Below are 16,376 nucleotides of genomic sequence, written 5' to 3' on the forward strand. Positions count from 1 at the left end.
CTCTTGGCATCGCATGGATCATCAAAAAAGAGTGGCATATCGCGATAGCGCCGCATCTTTCCTGCAGAAGCTGGATGCAGGTGAACGCGTTTGACAACCCGCGAGTACTTGCATCGTGAGGGCGTGTACTGATGGCGAAGATGGTCAAGAAGGCGGACCTGCCGTCCAAGACGTGTGCAGCCTGCGGGCGGCCGTTTGTCTGGCGGCGCAAGTGGGCGAAGACGTGGAACGAGGTCAAGTTCTGTTCTGAGCGCTGCCGCAGAACGAAGGCTGAACCACTTGGCACTGCTTGAGAGGTTTGAACCTACCACAAAGGATAACGCTGTGAACGATAAGCTGTTTGAGCGGTGTCGATCACCCGTTCATCAAAGAATGACTTAGCTAGAGTTTATCAGAGCGGCAGCGATTTATTCCTGTGACAGCGAGTACCGGATACGCCGACGTTCACAGTGTCACATTTGCAACGCTTGGCGGCGGTCCGCGTTATGAGAGACAAGTTGTATCTGACCTCGGGGGTGACATGGACAAAGGCTCGAACGTTCCAAAGATAAACCGCGTGGTTTTGCAAAATCTGATAGCAGGCCTGAGCGACGGTCTGATATTGCTGGAAAATGACGGAACAGTAGCATGGGCCAACAGCGCGGCGCTTGAGATGCACCGCGTAGAAGCGGTGTCCGAACTTGGTGCAGACACTGCAAGCTACAGACGAAATTTCACACTTCGCTATCGCAACAACCACCTGCTTGATGAAGGCCAATATCCACTTGAGCGGCTGCTTGCGGGCGAAACATTCGAAGACGTGACGGTGGAAATATCGCCGAGCGATGATGAAACGGAATGTTGGGTCCACACCGTACGAGGACTGGTTCTTGAAGATGCAGGCGCTGAACCTGACGTGCTGGTGTTGATCATTCGCGACGAGACACCGCGTTTTGAGGCGGAAGCACGGTTCGAAAGTGCGTTTAATGCCAATCCCGCACCCGGGCTTATCTGCAGACTGGAGGATGAGCGCTTTATTCGTGTTAACCAGGGCTTTCTGGAAATGACCGGTTTTAGCCGGGAAGACATCATCGGCATAACCGTCGAGGAACTCGGGTTATTTTCCGGATGCGACACAGGCGAAGACGCATTGAATCGCCTGCATGAAGGTCGCATCATCCGCCATCGGGAGGCGCTTATTCCCATTCCAGGTGGCGACAGACTGGTCATCGTGGCTGGAGAACCCATTGCCGTTGCTGAAGAGCCCTGCATGCTCTTTACGTTTGCAGATCTGGACGGACGTCGAAAAGCGCAAAATGCGCTACGCCAGAGCGAGGAGCGTTTTTTTAAATCTTTCCGCCTCTCTCCTGCCCCCACAGCGATATCGAGGCTGGACGATTTCGTTCTGACGGAAATCAAAGACGCCTTTCTTATGCTTTGCGGGCGCAAGGAAGCCGAAGTTGTCGGCAAAACGGCAAGTGAACTGAAACTGTGGAGCGATGTTGCGGCGCGGCGCGACATTGAAAAGCGGCTGAAGGACAATATCCCTGTCCGCAACGAAAACATGACAATGAGCCTTCCAGATGGCGGCACCGCTGAATGCGTTGTCTCGGCTGAACGGGTGGAGATCAATGACCAGCTGTGCATCATCTGGGCGATACAGGACGTGACGGAACGACGTCGTTCCGAAAATGAGCTGATCGAGGCGATCGAGAGCGTGATGACTGATACATCCTGGTTCAGCCGTACTGTGGTGGAGCGGCTGGCTGGGCTAAGGCAGACTTCGCGTGGGGCAACATCCTCTGCTTCTCTCAAGGATCTTACCGACCGCGAAGAGCAAATATTGTCTCTCATCTGCGATGGCTGCAGCGACAAGGAAATGAGCGACCGGCTTAACATCTCCAAGCACACCATCCGCAACCATATCGCCTCGCTTTATGGCAAGATCGGTGTGAACCGTCGCACAGCAGCTGTGATATGGGCCAAAGAACGCGGCTTTACCGGTCGCCGGTAAAAAATACCCGTCGCTAGACCGAAAATAGGTCAATTTGTACCTGGCCAACTAGTAGATAATGCTCTGCAAGGCGCGCTTTTTACAGACTACCCTTCCATTATGCCGTTACCAAAAACGGCACCCACTACACGATGGAAGGAGTTCATTATGGACAATAACCGTATCGAAGGCTTTGCCCGTCAGACCAAGGGCGCGATCAAGGAGGCAGCTGGCAGGATAACCGGCAACGACAAGCTTCAGGCTGAAGGCAAAGCCGAAAAACTGGCTGGCGAAGCTCAGGAGAAGCTGGGCAAGACAAAAGACACCGTCAAAAAAGCATTCAAGTGAACCACAAATGTTCAAGGCAGGAGGGTTTACCACGATGCTTGCATGTCAACCACACAAGCTGGCAGGCTGCTACCCACAGGATGTGAGCCTGTGCGCCGCACTGCAAGCGATCATCGCCTATGCGGACGGGCAGGAAAACAGCTCAATCTCCGTCACATCTGCAGAGGGCCGCATTGTGCTCTCGGGCGAGGTTGAAACGCTCGCTGCCCTAGAACGTGCAGTCATCATCGCAGAATGTTTCGCGTCGCGACCGATCATCGCCGACCTGGCGATCCGGCAGCGCGTTTGTAACGACACGGACCGCTCTACCCGACGCATCCATTTTGCGACAACAACAGGAATGACAGATAATGAAGAAAATCATTCTCGCAACCACAATTGCCACCCTTGCGGTCACGCCTTTCGCATTCGCGGAAACAAAGCATAGCGCCAAGCGGGTGACGGAGACCACGCAAAAGGAACGCGTCGGGACCTTGTCCTGCGAAATCGCTGGCGGCGTCGGCCTTGTTCTTGGGTCTAGCAAAACCATCGACTGTGAGTTCCGTCAACGCTCCGGCAAGACAGAACGCTATTCGGGCAAAATCGGCAAGATTGGTCTCGACATCGGCGTGACAGGCAAGACCTATATGAGCTGGATCGTGTTGAACACGGCGGCAAGCCGCGTTGGCGATGGTGCCTTGAGCGGTGACTATGTTGGCGCGTCTGCCGGTGCATCCGTCGGTGTGGGCGTCGGTGCGAACGCGCTTATCGGCGGTAATGCCAAGAATTTCGCGCTGCAGCCAATCAGCGCCGAAGTTAGCACCGGTGTTAATGTTGCGGCTGGTATATCGCACCTTCAACTGAAGCGTGGTGGCTAATTCGTCGATCCATACACGTATGAAAGTGGCAGAATGAACGTTTGCACAGCAAGTATGTCGCGTTCATGAATTTGGGCGGTGTGGTTGGTGGCTGATATAGCCATCTCCGCGCCGCGTCTTTTATCGCCTCTAGGCGTGCACTAATTCTTCGCAGGAGGCTAAGGGGAGGATCAGTTCTTATCCGGCCGCCCTCAATCTCAGCAGTCTACACCGACAAAAACTGACAGCACCTATTTCGGTACCGGACCTTACGAAGAATAGAAGCCTGCTTCTCGCGCCCTGAACCGGATTGAACCGATGCTGCCCTGCGGTGTTCTGCGTTTACACGGGACCCAACTCACGATCAGCACTTGGTGACGTCGGAGAACGAATTAACTAGCTTGAACCTCCTGCCCATTCCTCGTGGGAGTGTCGGATGCGGATCACGAAAATCTTGCCTACCTCGTCAATGCGGTAAACTACTAGGTACGCCTTGAACGAATGTATTTTGACGGTCGGAGAAATCTCATTGCGTTCACATGCAATTCTTGGGTTTGCGGCGATGAGTTCGAGTAAGACAAAAAGCTCATCATGATATCGTTTGGCAACTAGCGCTCCGAAAATGCGGATGCCTTCCTCTGCAATCGAAACAATACCTTCTTCAGCTTGGGTCGAAAAGCAAACCGGTACTAAGAGCAAACGCGGCTGTTTTCCCGTCGGGCTGTGGCTGCAGCAAACAATTCATCTGCTGAACGGCGCCCGACGCAACTCGCGAGCCCCTCGTCGTCAATGCGCTGCATCGCGGCAATATTGTCCGTGTGTGTCTGATCTTTACGGATTAGGTCTCTTACGTAATCACTGACGTTCGAATATCGACCTGTCCTGGCCTGTGCTTCAACCCATTACTTCCTTGGATCCGGCAGAGACACATTCATCATCGCAAGCATAATCTCCTTAAAGCCATCAAGATTCTTTCTGATGGCAAAGCTTGTCAAACTCGCAAGATCGTTTGATTGCATTTTGAAGGGACGTGTGCTTGGAACCTGCGACGGGTGCAGTCTATCCACACGCTGTCCATGCGGGCATGGGATAGTTGTCATTCACCTTGCTTGGAATGGTTTTGGGCTCTCGATGCGACGTAATTCCCCGCCGAATTGGCTAAGACAACATGTATTCGCTGTAAGTCTCGTCTCTTTATTATGCTCACTTGTTCTTAGCATTTTACCCATACAACGCTCGTCAGAGGACGACGCGTTCAAAGCGAGATGTCCAAATGGCAAGTACATGGGGTGCATCGTGGATGATGACCTGAGTCTTGAAGGTCCTAATTGGGAGCCATGATAAAAATGGCCTTAAGCTATTAAAAGTCACTTCCCTAGAGCCGACAATGGCGACAATTTTCAATTGCCGCATCAATGATATCTGGTGGGATGTTCGGATCATCAAACACTATCACCATCTCGGTGACGTAACTATTCCCCAGTGTGTGTATGACACACAGGTGGACGTCGCCTTTTTGCTCGAAACCCTCAACCTCAAAGAGATGAGCATGAACGCGTCGATCCACGTCAAGTCGATCGCAGCGGCTAGAGAATATGGCAAGGTTGTCGCCAGTCCTGCACGGCTGAACATGGGCGATTGCTTCGTTTACGCGGTGGCAAAGGAATATCGTTTGCCGCTGCTTTTCAAAGGTGATGACTTTACGAAACCGATATTGAGCGGGCATAAAGCAAGATAGGAGGCATCAATGTGCGACCCCTTCACCAATGATATGACATGGAGCGAGATCCACGCGCGTTATAGCATTCTGGATAAGGGCCCGCCCACCCTCCAACATGCCGCCACGCTACAAAATAATGGCCACCCAAAGCGCTCGTTTCACCCACAAGCACGGCGAATGGCTCGACACTGACATCAAGGGAAGGCGTTCACTCCACCGAGTTGAGAGACGTGGCCAAATTCAAACATCAAGACGAATCCCGTCCAGTCGTTGATAATATGGGCACCCGCCGAGACCCAGAGGTTTCTCGTGACTATGTAAGCGAGCGTCAAGATCACGCGGGCGAAGCCGATCCCGATCAATGACTGCGCCCAGTGCCAGTCATATGTTGGCAAATGTGCCGCGCCGAAGAGCAAAGCGGAAATGATAAGCGCTATAAGGATTCCCGACCTTCGCGAAAAGTACAGAACTTGTACGCAAAACCAAAGAATGGCGAGGAAAGACAGTACTCCGAAAAGCTCTTCCCCTACCAACTGGATGCCGGTAACAATAAACGTGGCGCCGATTTCGGAGGCAGACATCGCGGCGAGCTGATCTGCCACCGGATTTGAGTGGAGTACGACAAACTGTTGCAAGATCCAACCTACCGCCATGGACCCGACCAGCGTCGTTACTCCAAACAAAGCCATCAGCGCCAAGGATCGAAAGTTGACAGCACGGAATAGGCATTTCCATTGCGACCCGGCCACCTTGCTGAGCGCCAGGATCGGGATGCCGACGAAGACGAGCGCCGGAACGAAATTGTACGGAAAGGTGCGAAGCGGAATAAAGGTGAGTGCCAAAAAGGCGATCGTCAAAGATGCGATGAGAGCGAGCCAGCCCGTTCCATTGATCTCCACGGGCTTGCCGTTATAAAATGAAAGATCGACATCCGATGAAATCATCTCAGGGTCTCGGCACCTGACTACTCGACGTAGAGGGTGAGATCGTAGTTTGCAGTCTCATTGCGCCGGGCCGCGTTGCGCATCAGATAGACGTCGATAAGGTACTTGCCGCTAGACGGGATGGTGATGCTTGTTTCGTTACCATCTATTGAGCTGTTGTACATCGCGGCAGCGGCACCCGGAGCCGTGACGTTGAAATACAGGCTGGCATTCGGGGAATCGAGCTGGACGCTCATCTTCTGGCCGGCAGTGACAGACAACGTATACTGGATACTCTGATAACCTTTTACGGACGCCTTGATGGTCGAACTCGACGAACCGGGGGCGAAGCGGACTGTCTCGCGCCGGATGTCGTCGGCGATCGCGGGCACGGATGCCAGCATGGTAACGCCTAAAATCACGCTCCTAATGATCTTCATTGACTGGCTCCTCTTGTCCGATACAGGATCAACCATTTTGTCAGAGTATCGCACCCTGATAGCGTTGCTCGGATCTTCGTGAATACAGCTGGAGTGCCATTCCGAGCGGCTTCACACGCGCACCATAGTCCTCAACACCCAGAGTGGAAAGACAATATCGATAGGGCCGCAATGTGTAAAACTTCAGGCTCGCCTTCGATGCGATGACGTGGCGCTCAGGGCCTGCTATGAAACAGACCTACAGACGGAAATCGAACGGGAAGGACTGGCACTTGGACTTCATGAAAATGCTGAAGTCGCTCGAAGAGCTGCTCTACGAACTGGTCTCTTGGCTGATATTCTATCCTGTGACAATGTGGCGCTCGGTGGTTCGACCTCTTAGCATGATGCGCTACGCTGACATCGAACTAACAGATAAGCCGGAAGACCAGTATCAGGACACCCTTAGCCCACCACTTTTCCTGCTGATCACCCTGCTTCTCTCACAAGGACTGTCCGCTTCGCTCCCTTCGGTCTATGATCCGACTGAGGCGGTTCGCGAACTCGGGTCCGGATCAAACCTTCTGATAGCACGGGGGGTAATATTCGGGATTTATCCTCTGTGCATGGCCGTGGCCCTGCTGCGAGCGAAGAGGGTCAGTATAACGCGCGATTCACTCCGCCCGCCCTTTTTCAGCCAGTGCTATGTCGCGGCTCCATTCGCCCTCGTCCTGATCTTAGGTTTGGATTTTCTCAGCATGCCACAAGGCCAGGGCACGCTCGCAGGGATCTTTGTAGTATTGGTGGCATTGACCTGGTATGCACAAGCACAGATGCGCTGGTTCATGCGCGACCTGAGCATAGGTATCCTCCGTGCGACCGGATTTCTCGTCGGAGCGTTTTTGTTCGCCACAGTAGCGGCATTCGTTATTGCACTGCTCATCACTCTTGATGCCAAAAACATCGCACCACAAGCGGGATGATCTGCCGAGCTGGCTGACCTCGCACCGGCTATCAACCGGCGGCGTTCATCCACGATTTCCGGGACATTGCGCCATCACAGGACGCTGATCACAACTCTGCGTATCGTCATCCACAGGACAATCTGAGCGAAATTTGCGCAATACATCCCTTACGTGTATTAGCTTGAGAACCAATAGCTCTGGGGGGAGATTATGGCTCGCAAATATCCAACGATTTTGAATGTTAGCGGAACAAAATCTGGCGACGGGAATAACTCACGTTGTTTAGTTGCCACGGCTCTTCTGACCGCCAGCGTTTCCGTCATTGCATGTGCTGCATCAGCGGATGAAATCATTGATGGAGGCTTGGCGCTGAATGTGCCTGCCGGTATCCAATTTGACGCCGCAGGCTACCTGATAGTTGGTGACACAGGTTTTGGCCAGCTCAATATCAATGGTGGACAATTTACCAACACTGATGCGTATATCGGTGACAGCGCTTTGGCGCATGGCGAGGTATTTGTTACCGGCTCCGATGCGGTCTGGACAAGCAACGGCTATCTTACGATAGGGTGGAATGGGGAAGCCTTCGTCATGGTAGACGATGGCGCCAGAGTACTTGCCCGTGACGGAACCGATCTCGCAGTAGTCTCTACCAGTTACGCTCAGCTCACCCTCAGTGGTACATCAGGCGCGCGTGGTGTATTGTCAACACCTTACATCATGAAAGGCGCTGGTACCGGATTGCTGCAATGGGATGGCGGCATTTTGCAGGCCACACGTAGCGAGGCCGAATTCTTACCCAATTTTGCCTATGGTGATATCGCCATTCAGTTAAATGGTGCTTTCTTCGATACCAATGGCTTTAACGTCGGAATGCAGACCCCCGACATTCTTATAGGCACAGGTGGACTGACCAAGCTGGGTACGGGGACGCTCACTATTGCCGGCGGCAACGCGTGGAGTGGCGATACAACGGTCACCGCTGGCACATTAACGCTGGACAGTTACCTCCAAAGTGGTAGCCAGTTTCTCACACTTGGGGTTGCAGGCAGCTCGAATTACGGCAAGCTGAATGTCAACGGTGTCGCAACCTTCAACAATAGCAACCTTGCGGTCGATGTTATCGGAAGCCCGGTATTGGCCAACAACCTCTCGCTGACGGGTGTCGTTACCGCAGGGACTCTCAATGCTTCCGGCTTCACCGTTACGGACAATTCTGCACTTTTTGATTTCACACCCACCATCAACTCCAACAGTGTCGACCTCAATGTCAGCACAAGTGGTATCGGGACTACCGTTTACAGCTCGGTACTCAACAATCGCTTGTACCCTGCACTCGGTGCAGCCAGCGTTCTCGACACTCAAGTCCAGGGGGCCCCGACAGGAGATATGGCCGACGTCGTTACAGCACTCGGTCGCCTGCCAGATGAAAGCAGCGTCGCCCGCGCTGCGGCGCAGACCCTGCCCTTTAACGCCGGCGCTGACGCAACCCTAGGCGCATTAGGAATTGTCAACTCGACCATTGCTGCCCGGTTTGCCCCAGGCCGCAATGGCGTACCGGCCGCTGACCTGACCACTGGGCGAAACTTGTGGATCAAGCCGCTGGGTTCCCGTGCTAATCAGAATGATACGGATAACAATGCATCAGGCTACAATGCTGACACCTGGGGTATAGCGGCGGGCGTTGAAGACGACATCGAAGGTACTCTGATCGGTGTGGCTTATGCCTACGCAAACAGCCGTGTCGACGGGAGCACTTATCTGAGCGGCGCAAAAACGCAAGCCGACATCGACAGCCACGTCATTGCCGCCTACGGCAGGCATCCAATCAATGACATGACGCTAGGTTTCCAGATCGACGCGGGTTGGAACCACAACGAAAGCACGCGCGCTCTCAATTTTGGAGGGCTCGATAGACTTGCAAGTGCTGATTACAATAGCTGGAACGTTCATCTGGGCGCTGATTTATCCAAGGTCATTGCACTCGGTCAGGACAGATCATTCATTCCGACATTCCGTGCAGATTACACCCGACTTAGAAGTCAGTCCTATACTGAACAAGGTGCCGGAGCCTTGAACCTCGACGTCAATGCAAGCACTGTCGATGCACTGACTTTTGGATTGGATGGGCGCCTCGTGCACACGCTGAGCCCCAATGCGGAAATCGAAGCTCTCGTTGGAGCTAGCTATGATGCAATCAACGATCGCGGAAGCCTGATGGCGGCGTATTCAGGGACACCAGGCCAGAGCTTCTTGGCAACCGGTATCGACCACGGTACTTGGCTTGCCAAGGCAGGTTTGGGTTTTAATTACAATCTCGACAACGGGATGGATGTGTCACTTCGATATGACGCTGGTTGGCGCAAAGATTACCTGAATCATGCCGTCTCATTCAAGGCGGCGTGGAGGTTTTGAGTTTTTCCTGCTAGTAGCGTCGGGGACGTTGACCGACAACAAAACCTGTTCTTGCCCGCTTCCTCGCTGAGCGATCAACAGCAGCCTGCTCTGACAAGAACCATATTCTCTTTGCTGGCAACATGTGCCGCAGCCGCGCTAATCCTTGCCTGGGCTGAAGACGACGGGAAACTCATTTGCCTTCCCCGTCCACTATTACGTCTGTTCAGCGGAGGTCCAAAACCGCGTCCTTTTGTACACTTTTGGGTACACCCAAAGACCCGCAGTCCAATCATTTGGGTACACGACCTGTTGAAATCAATGCAGCGTTTTACGCTCACCGCTCATTTTTCTTGGGTTGTGTCGGTACTGTCCTGAACCGTAACACGCAGTTCTCGGAGTGAACTCTGCAGTTACTTGCACGCCTAGCCATTCACCCGTTCCGGAATAAGTAGCAGCTTTCCTGTGGTGGAGCGATCTTCCATGGCGGCATGGGCACGCGCTGCATCGGAGATTGGGTAGCCGGTGCTGACATCAATGCTGACATCCCCTGCGCTCAACCAGTCGAACAGCTGTGCAGCGTGTCGACGCAACAATACCGGTGTATAGATGTGATCGAAGAAGACAGCAAAACCGATCTTGATACTCTTGGGAAGGAGCATCAGATCGACCGGCGCTGGACGACCCAGAACCGGACCGTACCAACAAAAGGTTCCGGATCTACGCAGCGCTGCGACCGAGCCCGTAAAAGTCGCTGGACCCGATCCATCATAAACGACATGAACGCCCTCTCCTCCAATGACACGGATGACTTCGTCGGCGAAATTGCTTCCATCATCGACAACGACATAGTCCGCACCGGCGGCACGTGCGGCATCGACCTTGGAGGCCTTGGAGACGCGTCCGATGACCGCCCCCCCTCGCAGCTTGATAATCCGGGTGAGTAACTGACCGAGCCCGCCGGCTGCGGCATGAACCAGCGCAATGTCGCCAGGCTGGATAGGATAGAAATCGGTGGCGAAGTGGCTGGCGGTCAGCCCCTGCATCATGATTGCTGCGGCTTGCTGATCGTCTATTTCGTCAGGCACGGGGACAAGTGCGTCGGCGGAGATTGCAACGCGCTCGGCATAACTGCCCGGTCCATAGGCCCAGGCGACACGTTGGCCAATCACAAAATCACACGTACCCCCACCGATCTCGATAACACGGCCTGCCCCCTCGACGCCCAGTGTGTGCGGGAACTGGATATCGTGCCCAATAATCCCGCGGCGCACGCCGATGTCCGAGAAATTGACACCGGCAGCCGCAACCTCAACGACCACTTGGCCAGGGCCTGCTACAGGCTCTGGCAGGTCGACCATTTCCATCACTTCGGTACCGCCAGGGCGGATCGCTACGATAGCTTTCATCAGGCAACTCCTTGAGGGATTCCTTCGAGGGGAGATCAGTATCTACTTAGCACACCGGGCGCACGTGGTATGCCCCGTGTCCACTGATGCCACGAGGCTGCCACACACCTCCCTGCAATGCGTCAGGGTAGCCGTCCGAAAACAAAGGTTGCAATCGGCGTCACGCTCAATTCGACTTCGACATATCCTCGCGCTTCCATCATCGTTTTGATTTCAAGAGGGTCGGTGATTTCACCTCCGCTTCGGAGCGTTCTTAGATTTGCCATGAGCGCCAGAAATGGATCTGCTGGCTGGGTATATATCCCCGCGACGAGATAGGCATTGTGAACCGAAGCGCGTACAATCCTGTCAAACGCTGCCTCGACGATCGGACGTTTCAAAAACATCGTCGGCAACCAGACTAGCGAATACCTGTCCTGCTCGTCTAATGCAGAAACATCAAGATTGCGCGCACTCACGCGGTCCGAGTAACCGCTTTCGGCGATGTTTTTCCTAGCTAGTTCCAGTGCCGGCTCCCAGATGTCAATCCCTTCAACCTTGATTTCAGGGCAGGACCTGGCTGCCTCGAGGGCGATGCCTGCGACCCCGGTGCCAACATCCAGAAATGTGCCGCTAAACGTTTCACGCATTGCTGGATACATTTCGGCAATTGATTTCATACGTATGAAGGCGCTTTTGGACGAACGCCCCATAGCCTGCATTGCCGCCGCATCCGTAATTTCCCAGTTCGAACCTCGGTCCGGATTGCGAAAAAGTTCGCCAGCCTCACTCAGTGCCATTTCGACCATCGTCAGGGCCACGGATGCCTGCTCTTCATTGGCTTCATCCAAACCGTCACCCAAGGCCATCCGCGCACCAAGTTCGATCTGCTCACGAATTGCCGACATGACTGAAGCGTCGGATCGCAGTCTGATTGAGGCGCCAACAAGCGACAGCATTCTCGCAGACTTGGCGAGCTCTTGGATCTTCGGCATAAACGTATCGGACATCTCTTTTACCTCACGTTGCTTCTCCGGCTCGGAGAATGCGTCTTGCACGACGTAAGCCCCACTCGAGGCGACCAGCAGCACTGTTTCATCCTCCAGACGGCGTTGAGCCTCTTGTGACGGTTCTTGCTGCTTGGTTGCATCGCTGCGGTTGCGGGCGGTCTTGAGCGAGAGAGTTCCCGGACTCAGAATTTCGGCCGGGGAGACATGACAGAGTAGACATTTTCAAACGGTGGAGGACCAACCATCACCGAGCCGCCATTCTTGGCCATTTCCGCGATTTCGGCCAGATTGCCGCCGTCACTGAAACCGATCAATCTGAAAGTTTCCTCCATTTCGCCTGGAGTGAAGATAATCAAAACCCTCACCAGCGCGTCGGAGAGATTAGCCCAGCTGTGGGGAGTGCCCCTCTTTACAGTTACAGAATCGCCAGGTGTTAGCGTCACGCTCTCGTTACCATTCACCATCTGAAAAGTGCCCTCTAGAACGATGAAGTGTTCTTCCTCGTTGGCATGAGTGTGAACCGGCACAGCGTTACGTGGCTCGACAGTCATTTCGATGATGGTGCAGAAACCGCCCGTGTCCTCGACGGACGCACGGACTGTAAAGTTTTCTCCGGGGGTGACCTCCCACCACTCATTGAGAGGAGTTCTTGTTCTGGGCGTAGCATTGATGTTCATGCGGATTGACCTCTGTGTAGATTATGCCTGCGTATCAGGAGACCCTGTTTGCAGACCCCGCATTGCTCACTGGTTACAGTCACCGCACCACAGGTTGCAATTGTAACATGGGCATGCACAGGAGTAGAGGGAACCCGTATTATATGCGCCTTCGGCGCAAAACTCCCAGTGGTAACGATCTTTGGCAACTCGACGAGATCGTCATCACAATTGTTGGACGGAAACACTGGCCATGGCGGGGCGGCGATCAAGATGGGTATGTGCTAGACGAGATCGTCCATGACCGCCGCACCACTTAAGCTGCTAGGACATCGGTGACGCACCTACTGAAAAAAGCAGGGTATCGTACTGGAAGCGGATGATCACTGACACGTTCTCTTATCGAGCAGCCCGGCGACAGTTCATGACGCACTTCGAACTCCGATCCCGATGGCTTTGAACAACCGGGTCGAGCATTATCATGTGCCTCTGCTAAAACGTGAGCCGATCATGGAAGGCTCCCGGTCACTGGAAGGCCATTTCCAGAGTTTTTACTGAACTGGTCCGATCAAACATGTCCGATTGGTCTGTGTGTGCGGTGGCGACGGAATATCATTTGCCGCTGCGGCTCAAGGTCAATGACTTTACCGAGACTTTACCGAAAACGATATTGAGCAGACATAGCTCGCTCGTTAGGGCTTAATCGGCCCCAAAAATATTCGCCTAGTCTTGAACGATGTCGCGTCCATCCCAATATCATTTTCGCTTCTAGATCTGGTTGTTTAGATTGGAGGTATGAAATGGACAGCCAAGACGTGTTATTTCGTTCACCTGTTCGTGTCCGTCTGCAGTGCGGGCTCGAAAGAACATTTCTAAGTGTCTATGACGCGCTGGACTATCTTGAAAATGAGTGGCCCCTGCGGCGCGGCGAACGCTATAAGAAAGCGGTAGACAAGTGTCGCGCAGCACTCTCCTGGTTCGCGCCAGTCGAGGTTGCCCGCGAGGCTTTCATTTCCGCATGCCTTGAGGCTGGCATGCCGCTGGTAATGACCGCCCCCCGAGGCATCGATGATGCCAGTATCCGGGCAAGCGCCTGACCCGAAATGGCCCCGCCGAATGGCGGGGCTTTATCGTATGGCAGTCACGGATATAGCATGCAGGAGAAACGCCCCTCGCCCCAAACAGGCCACATGCTATAATATCACGCACACCCAAAGTGTTGATTTCGCGCACAAGGACGGCGATGGACATCTTGTGGTCCATTATGGCCACAAGGGGAAGCGGTTCAGCAAAGTAAAGCTGCTGGAAGCGGCAATGTATAATGCCAGGATTGAGGCTCTCGTGCCATTCTCGTAATAGGTTTCCACAACTCTGGCACATCGGTGGGATGCCGAGGTGGGACAAAGCGGGTAAATATCGTCTGATGCGAGTAAAATTCCGCTATTTCACGCACTTGGTCGATGACGCTAGTCATCTACGAAATATGCCACAGCGTTTCCTTCTAAAACATTCTCTGCATATCGATGCATAAAAGAATCCAGCTGTTGGTACACCCTCCTGGCAGGGGATAGAAATGAGGGCGCTCGACCCGCTTACGGGGAGCGCCCTCGCCATCCCGTCAACAGCACAAGCGCGACCGTCGATCGCTGCAGGCTGAGTTTGTTCGGGAGGTTATCCTTAGATGAGGATGTCGAAACGGATATTCAAGATCACATCACATGGCGCTGGCCGTCGTTTCCATCCAGGCACGATGTCGGGCCTCATCTTCGTGAGCCTTCATGAAAAATGCCTTCGACTGGGGAACCGCATCCTCGTGACGCGATGCTCGCTCGTAAGCAGTCACGGTACCATCTTCATTCGTCTTCATGGCTTTCAGGATAGCTGAGTCGCCAATCAGGTCCGCAAGTGCGATCTTGCCTGTCGTAAGCATCTGTTTCATGTCGCCTTCGGTCGGGGCTTCGATGCCGAGCTCTCGAGCCATGTCGTTCAAGACGGAAACATGCTGGAGATGGTCCTGTTTAAACTCAGCGATTTTCGCACTGAGTGCTTTGTCATCCAGCCGCTCGATGCAGGAATCGTATGCGGCGATTGCATCATGCTCCAAATAGAGAAGGTCTTTGACGAGCTTTTCAATATTGCCTTCGTTGCCAACCAGTGTAACCATTTTCAGGGCTCCTGTTGTTATGGGACCTCGAAAACGTCGACTGGCTCGTCTTGTTCCCAGTCAGGCTTTAACGGTACGCAACCGGACGCGGTGAATTTGATAGTATGTCACGTTTGCCCGGGTCCATTGAACGTCCAGCGTGTGTAAGCCACGCGATGTCGGGCCCATCGCCGGAATGCGGGCATCTTCAACGCCACGAAAAAAATTTTGACGAAAATCTTGAAACTGTTTTTCCCAAAATTAGATCATTCTCGTCAGTCGCCGACAGGGGCTGACAGAACCGGGGACGCGAGTTTCCGCGTCCCCATTCCATCTCGCTTCAAGGAGGATTTGGCTATGAGAACCGAACTCGATTTTGCACCTCTCTATCGCTCCAGCGTCGGTTTCGACCGCGTGTTCAATCTGTTGACCAACGCTCAGCGTCTACAGGCAGTTGACCCTTGGCCTCCTTATGACATCGTCAAAACGAGTGACGACGATTACCGTATCGAAATGGCGGTCGCGGGCTTCGGCGAAGCCGATCTCGACATCATGCAGGAGCGCAACGTACTGGTTGTAAAAGGCCAAAGGGCCGAGGACAGAGACGGCGAATATCTCCATCGCGGCATTGCCGGTCGTCCGTTTGAGCGCCGTTTTGAACTTGCCGACCATGTGAAGGTAGAAGAAGCCTCTTTGGTGAATGGACTTCTACGCATTGCATTGCGGCGAGAGATTCCCGAGGCCCTGAAACCGCGCAAAATCACGATCGGCCCGGCTGGTAATCAGGCAGCCCCGCTACAAATCGAAGCGGAACGACAGGTCGCATAAGGCGCCCGACATGAAGACGCGGCTTGTAAGAACTTGAGCATAAGCGGGAAGCGGACCACGCTTCCCGCATTCATCTCTCATACAGACACAATCGGGGCAGATGGAAAGGAAAAGCTGATGAAACCCGATATGTTCGAGGAACCCGTTACCATTCTTTTGGGTCTAGGCATGCCAACAAAAGTCAGATCGGTCATGCATGCCTACCAGATACTCTTGGATTGGCGAAACCCTGCGGATCTTGAGCGCGAGCTAGCGCTCAAAGCGTGCAAGACTGCGATCAAGGGGGAAATCGATGCCCAGACCGCACGAGCCGTTTTTGTGGCCTTTGCCGAACGACAAGATCTCCTTGCGCCGGACGTTGACAGTCTGGTGGCGCAGAGTAAAAAGCGCAACAGCGACCCCCATATTCGTTGAGCGGATTATGACCAGTGCATTGCGGGGATCACACTTCTTCACCGCACTCCAGCTCGAAGAAATAAAAGCGGTCGTCGCCGTTAACGACCATTGCTCCCATTATGCGTCCGTCATCGAATTTGCAAAAATGATCGATGATGGGCCGTCTGTGGTAGATCATCGCAGCGCTTGTCACGCCTTTATTTGCCTATCTGTAGCCAGATGGTGGATAGCGGGGAAAAATGGCCTCGTCCAATTTTCTTGAGCTTCCCCGGATCAGTCGCCCTGAGCCAAGGCTAACAGCTTGGCCCTCAAAACATCTGCTTGGCTCTCAGAAAATAGAGCTAAGTGGTAAGCAGCACGGGCCGAAACCTCTCTTTT

The 16,376-nt window shown here is 53.7% G+C and carries 19 protein-coding genes and 1 pseudogene; 11 read left to right on the top strand and 9 right to left on the bottom strand.

Annotated elements, in window-relative coordinates; all coding sequences use genetic code 11:
* Window positions 1-131 precede the first annotated feature (131 nt).
* From M2418_RS25370 to M2418_RS25390, 5 genes are all read left to right on the top strand, one after another.
* Window positions 132-293, top strand: coding sequence for a DUF2256 domain-containing protein (locus M2418_RS25370; RefSeq protein WP_259149821.1), 162 nt, complete (start codon window positions 132-134; stop codon window positions 291-293).
* 227 nt (window positions 294-520) lie between these two features.
* Entirely contained in the window at window positions 521-1,993 is a 1,473-nt protein-coding gene (locus tag M2418_RS25375; RefSeq protein WP_259149822.1) for a helix-turn-helix transcriptional regulator, read from the top strand.
* A gap of 147 nt (window positions 1,994-2,140) precedes the next feature.
* Window positions 2,141-2,320: a CsbD family protein gene (locus M2418_RS25380; RefSeq protein ID WP_259149823.1), complete on the top strand. Its 180-nt coding sequence runs from the start codon at window positions 2,141-2,143 to the stop codon at window positions 2,318-2,320.
* A gap of 7 nt (window positions 2,321-2,327) precedes the next feature.
* Window positions 2,328-2,747: a BON domain-containing protein gene (locus M2418_RS25385; protein WP_259149825.1), complete on the top strand. Its 420-nt coding sequence runs from the start codon at window positions 2,328-2,330 to the stop codon at window positions 2,745-2,747.
* On the top strand, window positions 2,671-3,177 hold the full coding sequence (locus tag M2418_RS25390) for a DUF992 domain-containing protein (protein ID WP_259149827.1): 507 nt from the start codon (window positions 2,671-2,673) through the stop codon (window positions 3,175-3,177). The genes M2418_RS25385 and M2418_RS25390 overlap by 77 nt, the downstream gene beginning before the upstream one ends.
* A gap of 375 nt (window positions 3,178-3,552) precedes the next feature.
* Here the strand turns inward: M2418_RS25390 and M2418_RS25395 are convergent, their stop codons facing one another.
* Both M2418_RS25395 and M2418_RS25400 read right to left on the bottom strand, forming a co-directional pair.
* On the bottom strand, window positions 3,553-3,855 hold the full coding sequence (locus M2418_RS25395) for a type II toxin-antitoxin system RelE/ParE family toxin (protein WP_259149829.1): 303 nt from the start codon (window positions 3,853-3,855) through the stop codon (window positions 3,553-3,555).
* Window positions 3,846-4,103 (bottom strand): annotated as a pseudogene (locus M2418_RS25400) (type II toxin-antitoxin system ParD family antitoxin). The gene M2418_RS25395 and the pseudogene M2418_RS25400 overlap by 10 nt, the downstream one beginning before the upstream one ends.
* 440 nt (window positions 4,104-4,543) lie before the next feature.
* Here M2418_RS25400 and M2418_RS25405 point away from each other — a divergent pair.
* Window positions 4,544-4,894 (top strand): hypothetical protein, encoded by a 351-nt coding sequence (locus tag M2418_RS25405; RefSeq protein ID WP_259149831.1) that lies wholly within the window; start codon window positions 4,544-4,546, stop codon window positions 4,892-4,894.
* Window positions 4,895-5,070: 176 nt separating this feature from the next.
* Here M2418_RS25405 and M2418_RS25410 read toward each other — a convergent pair whose 3' ends face one another.
* Complete coding sequence (locus tag M2418_RS25410; RefSeq protein WP_259149832.1) at window positions 5,071-5,820, bottom strand: CPBP family intramembrane glutamic endopeptidase; 750 nt, start codon at window positions 5,818-5,820, stop codon at window positions 5,071-5,073.
* 20 nt (window positions 5,821-5,840) lie between these two features.
* Window positions 5,841-6,239, bottom strand: a complete 399-nt coding sequence (locus M2418_RS25415) for a hypothetical protein (protein WP_259149833.1) — start codon at window positions 6,237-6,239, stop codon at window positions 5,841-5,843.
* Between the two features lie 281 nt (window positions 6,240-6,520).
* Between M2418_RS25415 and M2418_RS25420 the strand changes: the two genes are divergently transcribed.
* Together M2418_RS25420 and M2418_RS25425 are read left to right on the top strand one after the other, a co-directional pair.
* The gene (locus M2418_RS25420) at window positions 6,521-7,201 is read left to right on the top strand and encodes a permease (RefSeq protein WP_259149853.1); all 681 of its coding nucleotides are present in this window, start codon (window positions 6,521-6,523) and stop codon (window positions 7,199-7,201) included.
* 192 nt (window positions 7,202-7,393) lie between these two features.
* Window positions 7,394-9,598: an autotransporter domain-containing protein gene (locus tag M2418_RS25425; protein WP_259149834.1), complete on the top strand. Its 2,205-nt coding sequence runs from the start codon at window positions 7,394-7,396 to the stop codon at window positions 9,596-9,598.
* A gap of 404 nt (window positions 9,599-10,002) precedes the next feature.
* Here the strand turns inward: M2418_RS25425 and M2418_RS25430 are convergent, their stop codons facing one another.
* The 3 genes from M2418_RS25430 to M2418_RS25440 form a co-directional block, all read right to left on the bottom strand.
* Window positions 10,003-10,986, bottom strand: a complete 984-nt coding sequence (locus M2418_RS25430; protein WP_259149835.1) for a quinone oxidoreductase — start codon at window positions 10,984-10,986, stop codon at window positions 10,003-10,005.
* A gap of 122 nt (window positions 10,987-11,108) precedes the next feature.
* Window positions 11,109-11,975: a cyclopropane-fatty-acyl-phospholipid synthase family protein gene (locus M2418_RS25435; RefSeq protein ID WP_259149836.1), complete on the bottom strand. Its 867-nt coding sequence runs from the start codon at window positions 11,973-11,975 to the stop codon at window positions 11,109-11,111.
* 182 nt (window positions 11,976-12,157) lie between these two features.
* Window positions 12,158-12,652, bottom strand: a complete 495-nt coding sequence (locus tag M2418_RS25440; RefSeq protein ID WP_250984810.1) for a cupin domain-containing protein — start codon at window positions 12,650-12,652, stop codon at window positions 12,158-12,160.
* 779 nt (window positions 12,653-13,431) lie between these two features.
* On the opposite strand from M2418_RS25440, the gene M2418_RS25450 reads away from it, so the two are divergent.
* Window positions 13,432-13,728 (top strand): DUF982 domain-containing protein, encoded by a 297-nt coding sequence (locus tag M2418_RS25450; RefSeq protein WP_259149837.1) that lies wholly within the window; start codon window positions 13,432-13,434, stop codon window positions 13,726-13,728.
* Window positions 13,729-14,345: 617 nt separating this feature from the next.
* Here M2418_RS25450 and M2418_RS25455 read toward each other — a convergent pair.
* A complete protein-coding gene (locus M2418_RS25455) occupies window positions 14,346-14,795 on the bottom strand; it encodes a PA2169 family four-helix-bundle protein (protein ID WP_259149838.1) in 450 nt (149 codons plus the stop codon).
* A gap of 336 nt (window positions 14,796-15,131) precedes the next feature.
* Between M2418_RS25455 and M2418_RS25460 the strand changes: the two genes are divergently transcribed.
* Together M2418_RS25460 and M2418_RS25465 are read left to right on the top strand one after the other, a co-directional pair.
* Window positions 15,132-15,602 carry an Hsp20 family protein gene (locus M2418_RS25460; RefSeq protein WP_259149839.1) on the top strand — a complete coding sequence of 157 codons (471 nt, stop codon included), beginning with the start codon at window positions 15,132-15,134 and terminating at the stop codon, window positions 15,600-15,602.
* 117 nt (window positions 15,603-15,719) lie between these two features.
* Window positions 15,720-16,016, top strand: a complete 297-nt coding sequence (locus M2418_RS25465; protein WP_259149840.1) for a DUF982 domain-containing protein — start codon at window positions 15,720-15,722, stop codon at window positions 16,014-16,016.
* 28 nt (window positions 16,017-16,044) lie between these two features.
* On the opposite strand, the gene M2418_RS25470 is transcribed toward M2418_RS25465, so the two are convergent.
* Window positions 16,045-16,176, bottom strand: a complete 132-nt coding sequence (locus M2418_RS25470; RefSeq protein ID WP_259149854.1) for a DUF4334 domain-containing protein — start codon at window positions 16,174-16,176, stop codon at window positions 16,045-16,047.
* Between the last annotated feature and the right edge of the window lie 200 nt (window positions 16,177-16,376).

Origin of the sequence: Rhizobium sp. BIGb0125 (assembly GCF_024810055.1) — a bacterium.
Lineage (GTDB): Bacteria > Pseudomonadota > Alphaproteobacteria > Rhizobiales > Rhizobiaceae > Agrobacterium.

Excerpts from the sequence above, each read along its gene's own strand:
- M2418_RS25440 (WP_250984810.1), bottom strand. The coding sequence starts at position 12,652 with ATGAACATCAATGCTACGCCCAGAACAAGAACTCCTCTCAATGAGTGG.
- M2418_RS25385 (WP_259149825.1), top strand. The coding sequence starts at position 2,328 with ATGTTCAAGGCAGGAGGGTTTACCACGATGCTTGCATGTCAACCACAC.
- M2418_RS25470 (WP_259149854.1), bottom strand. The coding sequence starts at position 16,176 with ATGATCTACCACAGACGGCCCATCATCGATCATTTTTGCAAATTCGAT.
- M2418_RS25425 (WP_259149834.1), top strand. The coding sequence starts at position 7,394 with ATGGCTCGCAAATATCCAACGATTTTGAATGTTAGCGGAACAAAATCT.
- M2418_RS25380 (WP_259149823.1), top strand. The coding sequence starts at position 2,141 with ATGGACAATAACCGTATCGAAGGCTTTGCCCGTCAGACCAAGGGCGCG.
- M2418_RS25460 (WP_259149839.1), top strand. The coding sequence starts at position 15,132 with ATGAGAACCGAACTCGATTTTGCACCTCTCTATCGCTCCAGCGTCGGT.
- M2418_RS25450 (WP_259149837.1), top strand. The coding sequence starts at position 13,432 with ATGGACAGCCAAGACGTGTTATTTCGTTCACCTGTTCGTGTCCGTCTG.
- M2418_RS25375 (WP_259149822.1), top strand. The coding sequence starts at position 521 with ATGGACAAAGGCTCGAACGTTCCAAAGATAAACCGCGTGGTTTTGCAA.
- M2418_RS25390 (WP_259149827.1), top strand. The coding sequence starts at position 2,671 with ATGAAGAAAATCATTCTCGCAACCACAATTGCCACCCTTGCGGTCACG.
- M2418_RS25435 (WP_259149836.1), bottom strand. The coding sequence starts at position 11,975 with ATGTCCGATACGTTTATGCCGAAGATCCAAGAGCTCGCCAAGTCTGCG.
- M2418_RS25405 (WP_259149831.1), top strand. The coding sequence starts at position 4,544 with ATGGCGACAATTTTCAATTGCCGCATCAATGATATCTGGTGGGATGTT.
- M2418_RS25370 (WP_259149821.1), top strand. The coding sequence starts at position 132 with ATGGCGAAGATGGTCAAGAAGGCGGACCTGCCGTCCAAGACGTGTGCA.
- M2418_RS25415 (WP_259149833.1), bottom strand. The coding sequence starts at position 6,239 with ATGAAGATCATTAGGAGCGTGATTTTAGGCGTTACCATGCTGGCATCC.
- M2418_RS25455 (WP_259149838.1), bottom strand. The coding sequence starts at position 14,795 with ATGGTTACACTGGTTGGCAACGAAGGCAATATTGAAAAGCTCGTCAAA.
- M2418_RS25430 (WP_259149835.1), bottom strand. The coding sequence starts at position 10,986 with ATGAAAGCTATCGTAGCGATCCGCCCTGGCGGTACCGAAGTGATGGAA.
- M2418_RS25410 (WP_259149832.1), bottom strand. The coding sequence starts at position 5,820 with ATGATTTCATCGGATGTCGATCTTTCATTTTATAACGGCAAGCCCGTG.
- M2418_RS25465 (WP_259149840.1), top strand. The coding sequence starts at position 15,720 with ATGAAACCCGATATGTTCGAGGAACCCGTTACCATTCTTTTGGGTCTA.
- M2418_RS25420 (WP_259149853.1), top strand. The coding sequence starts at position 6,521 with ATGAAAATGCTGAAGTCGCTCGAAGAGCTGCTCTACGAACTGGTCTCT.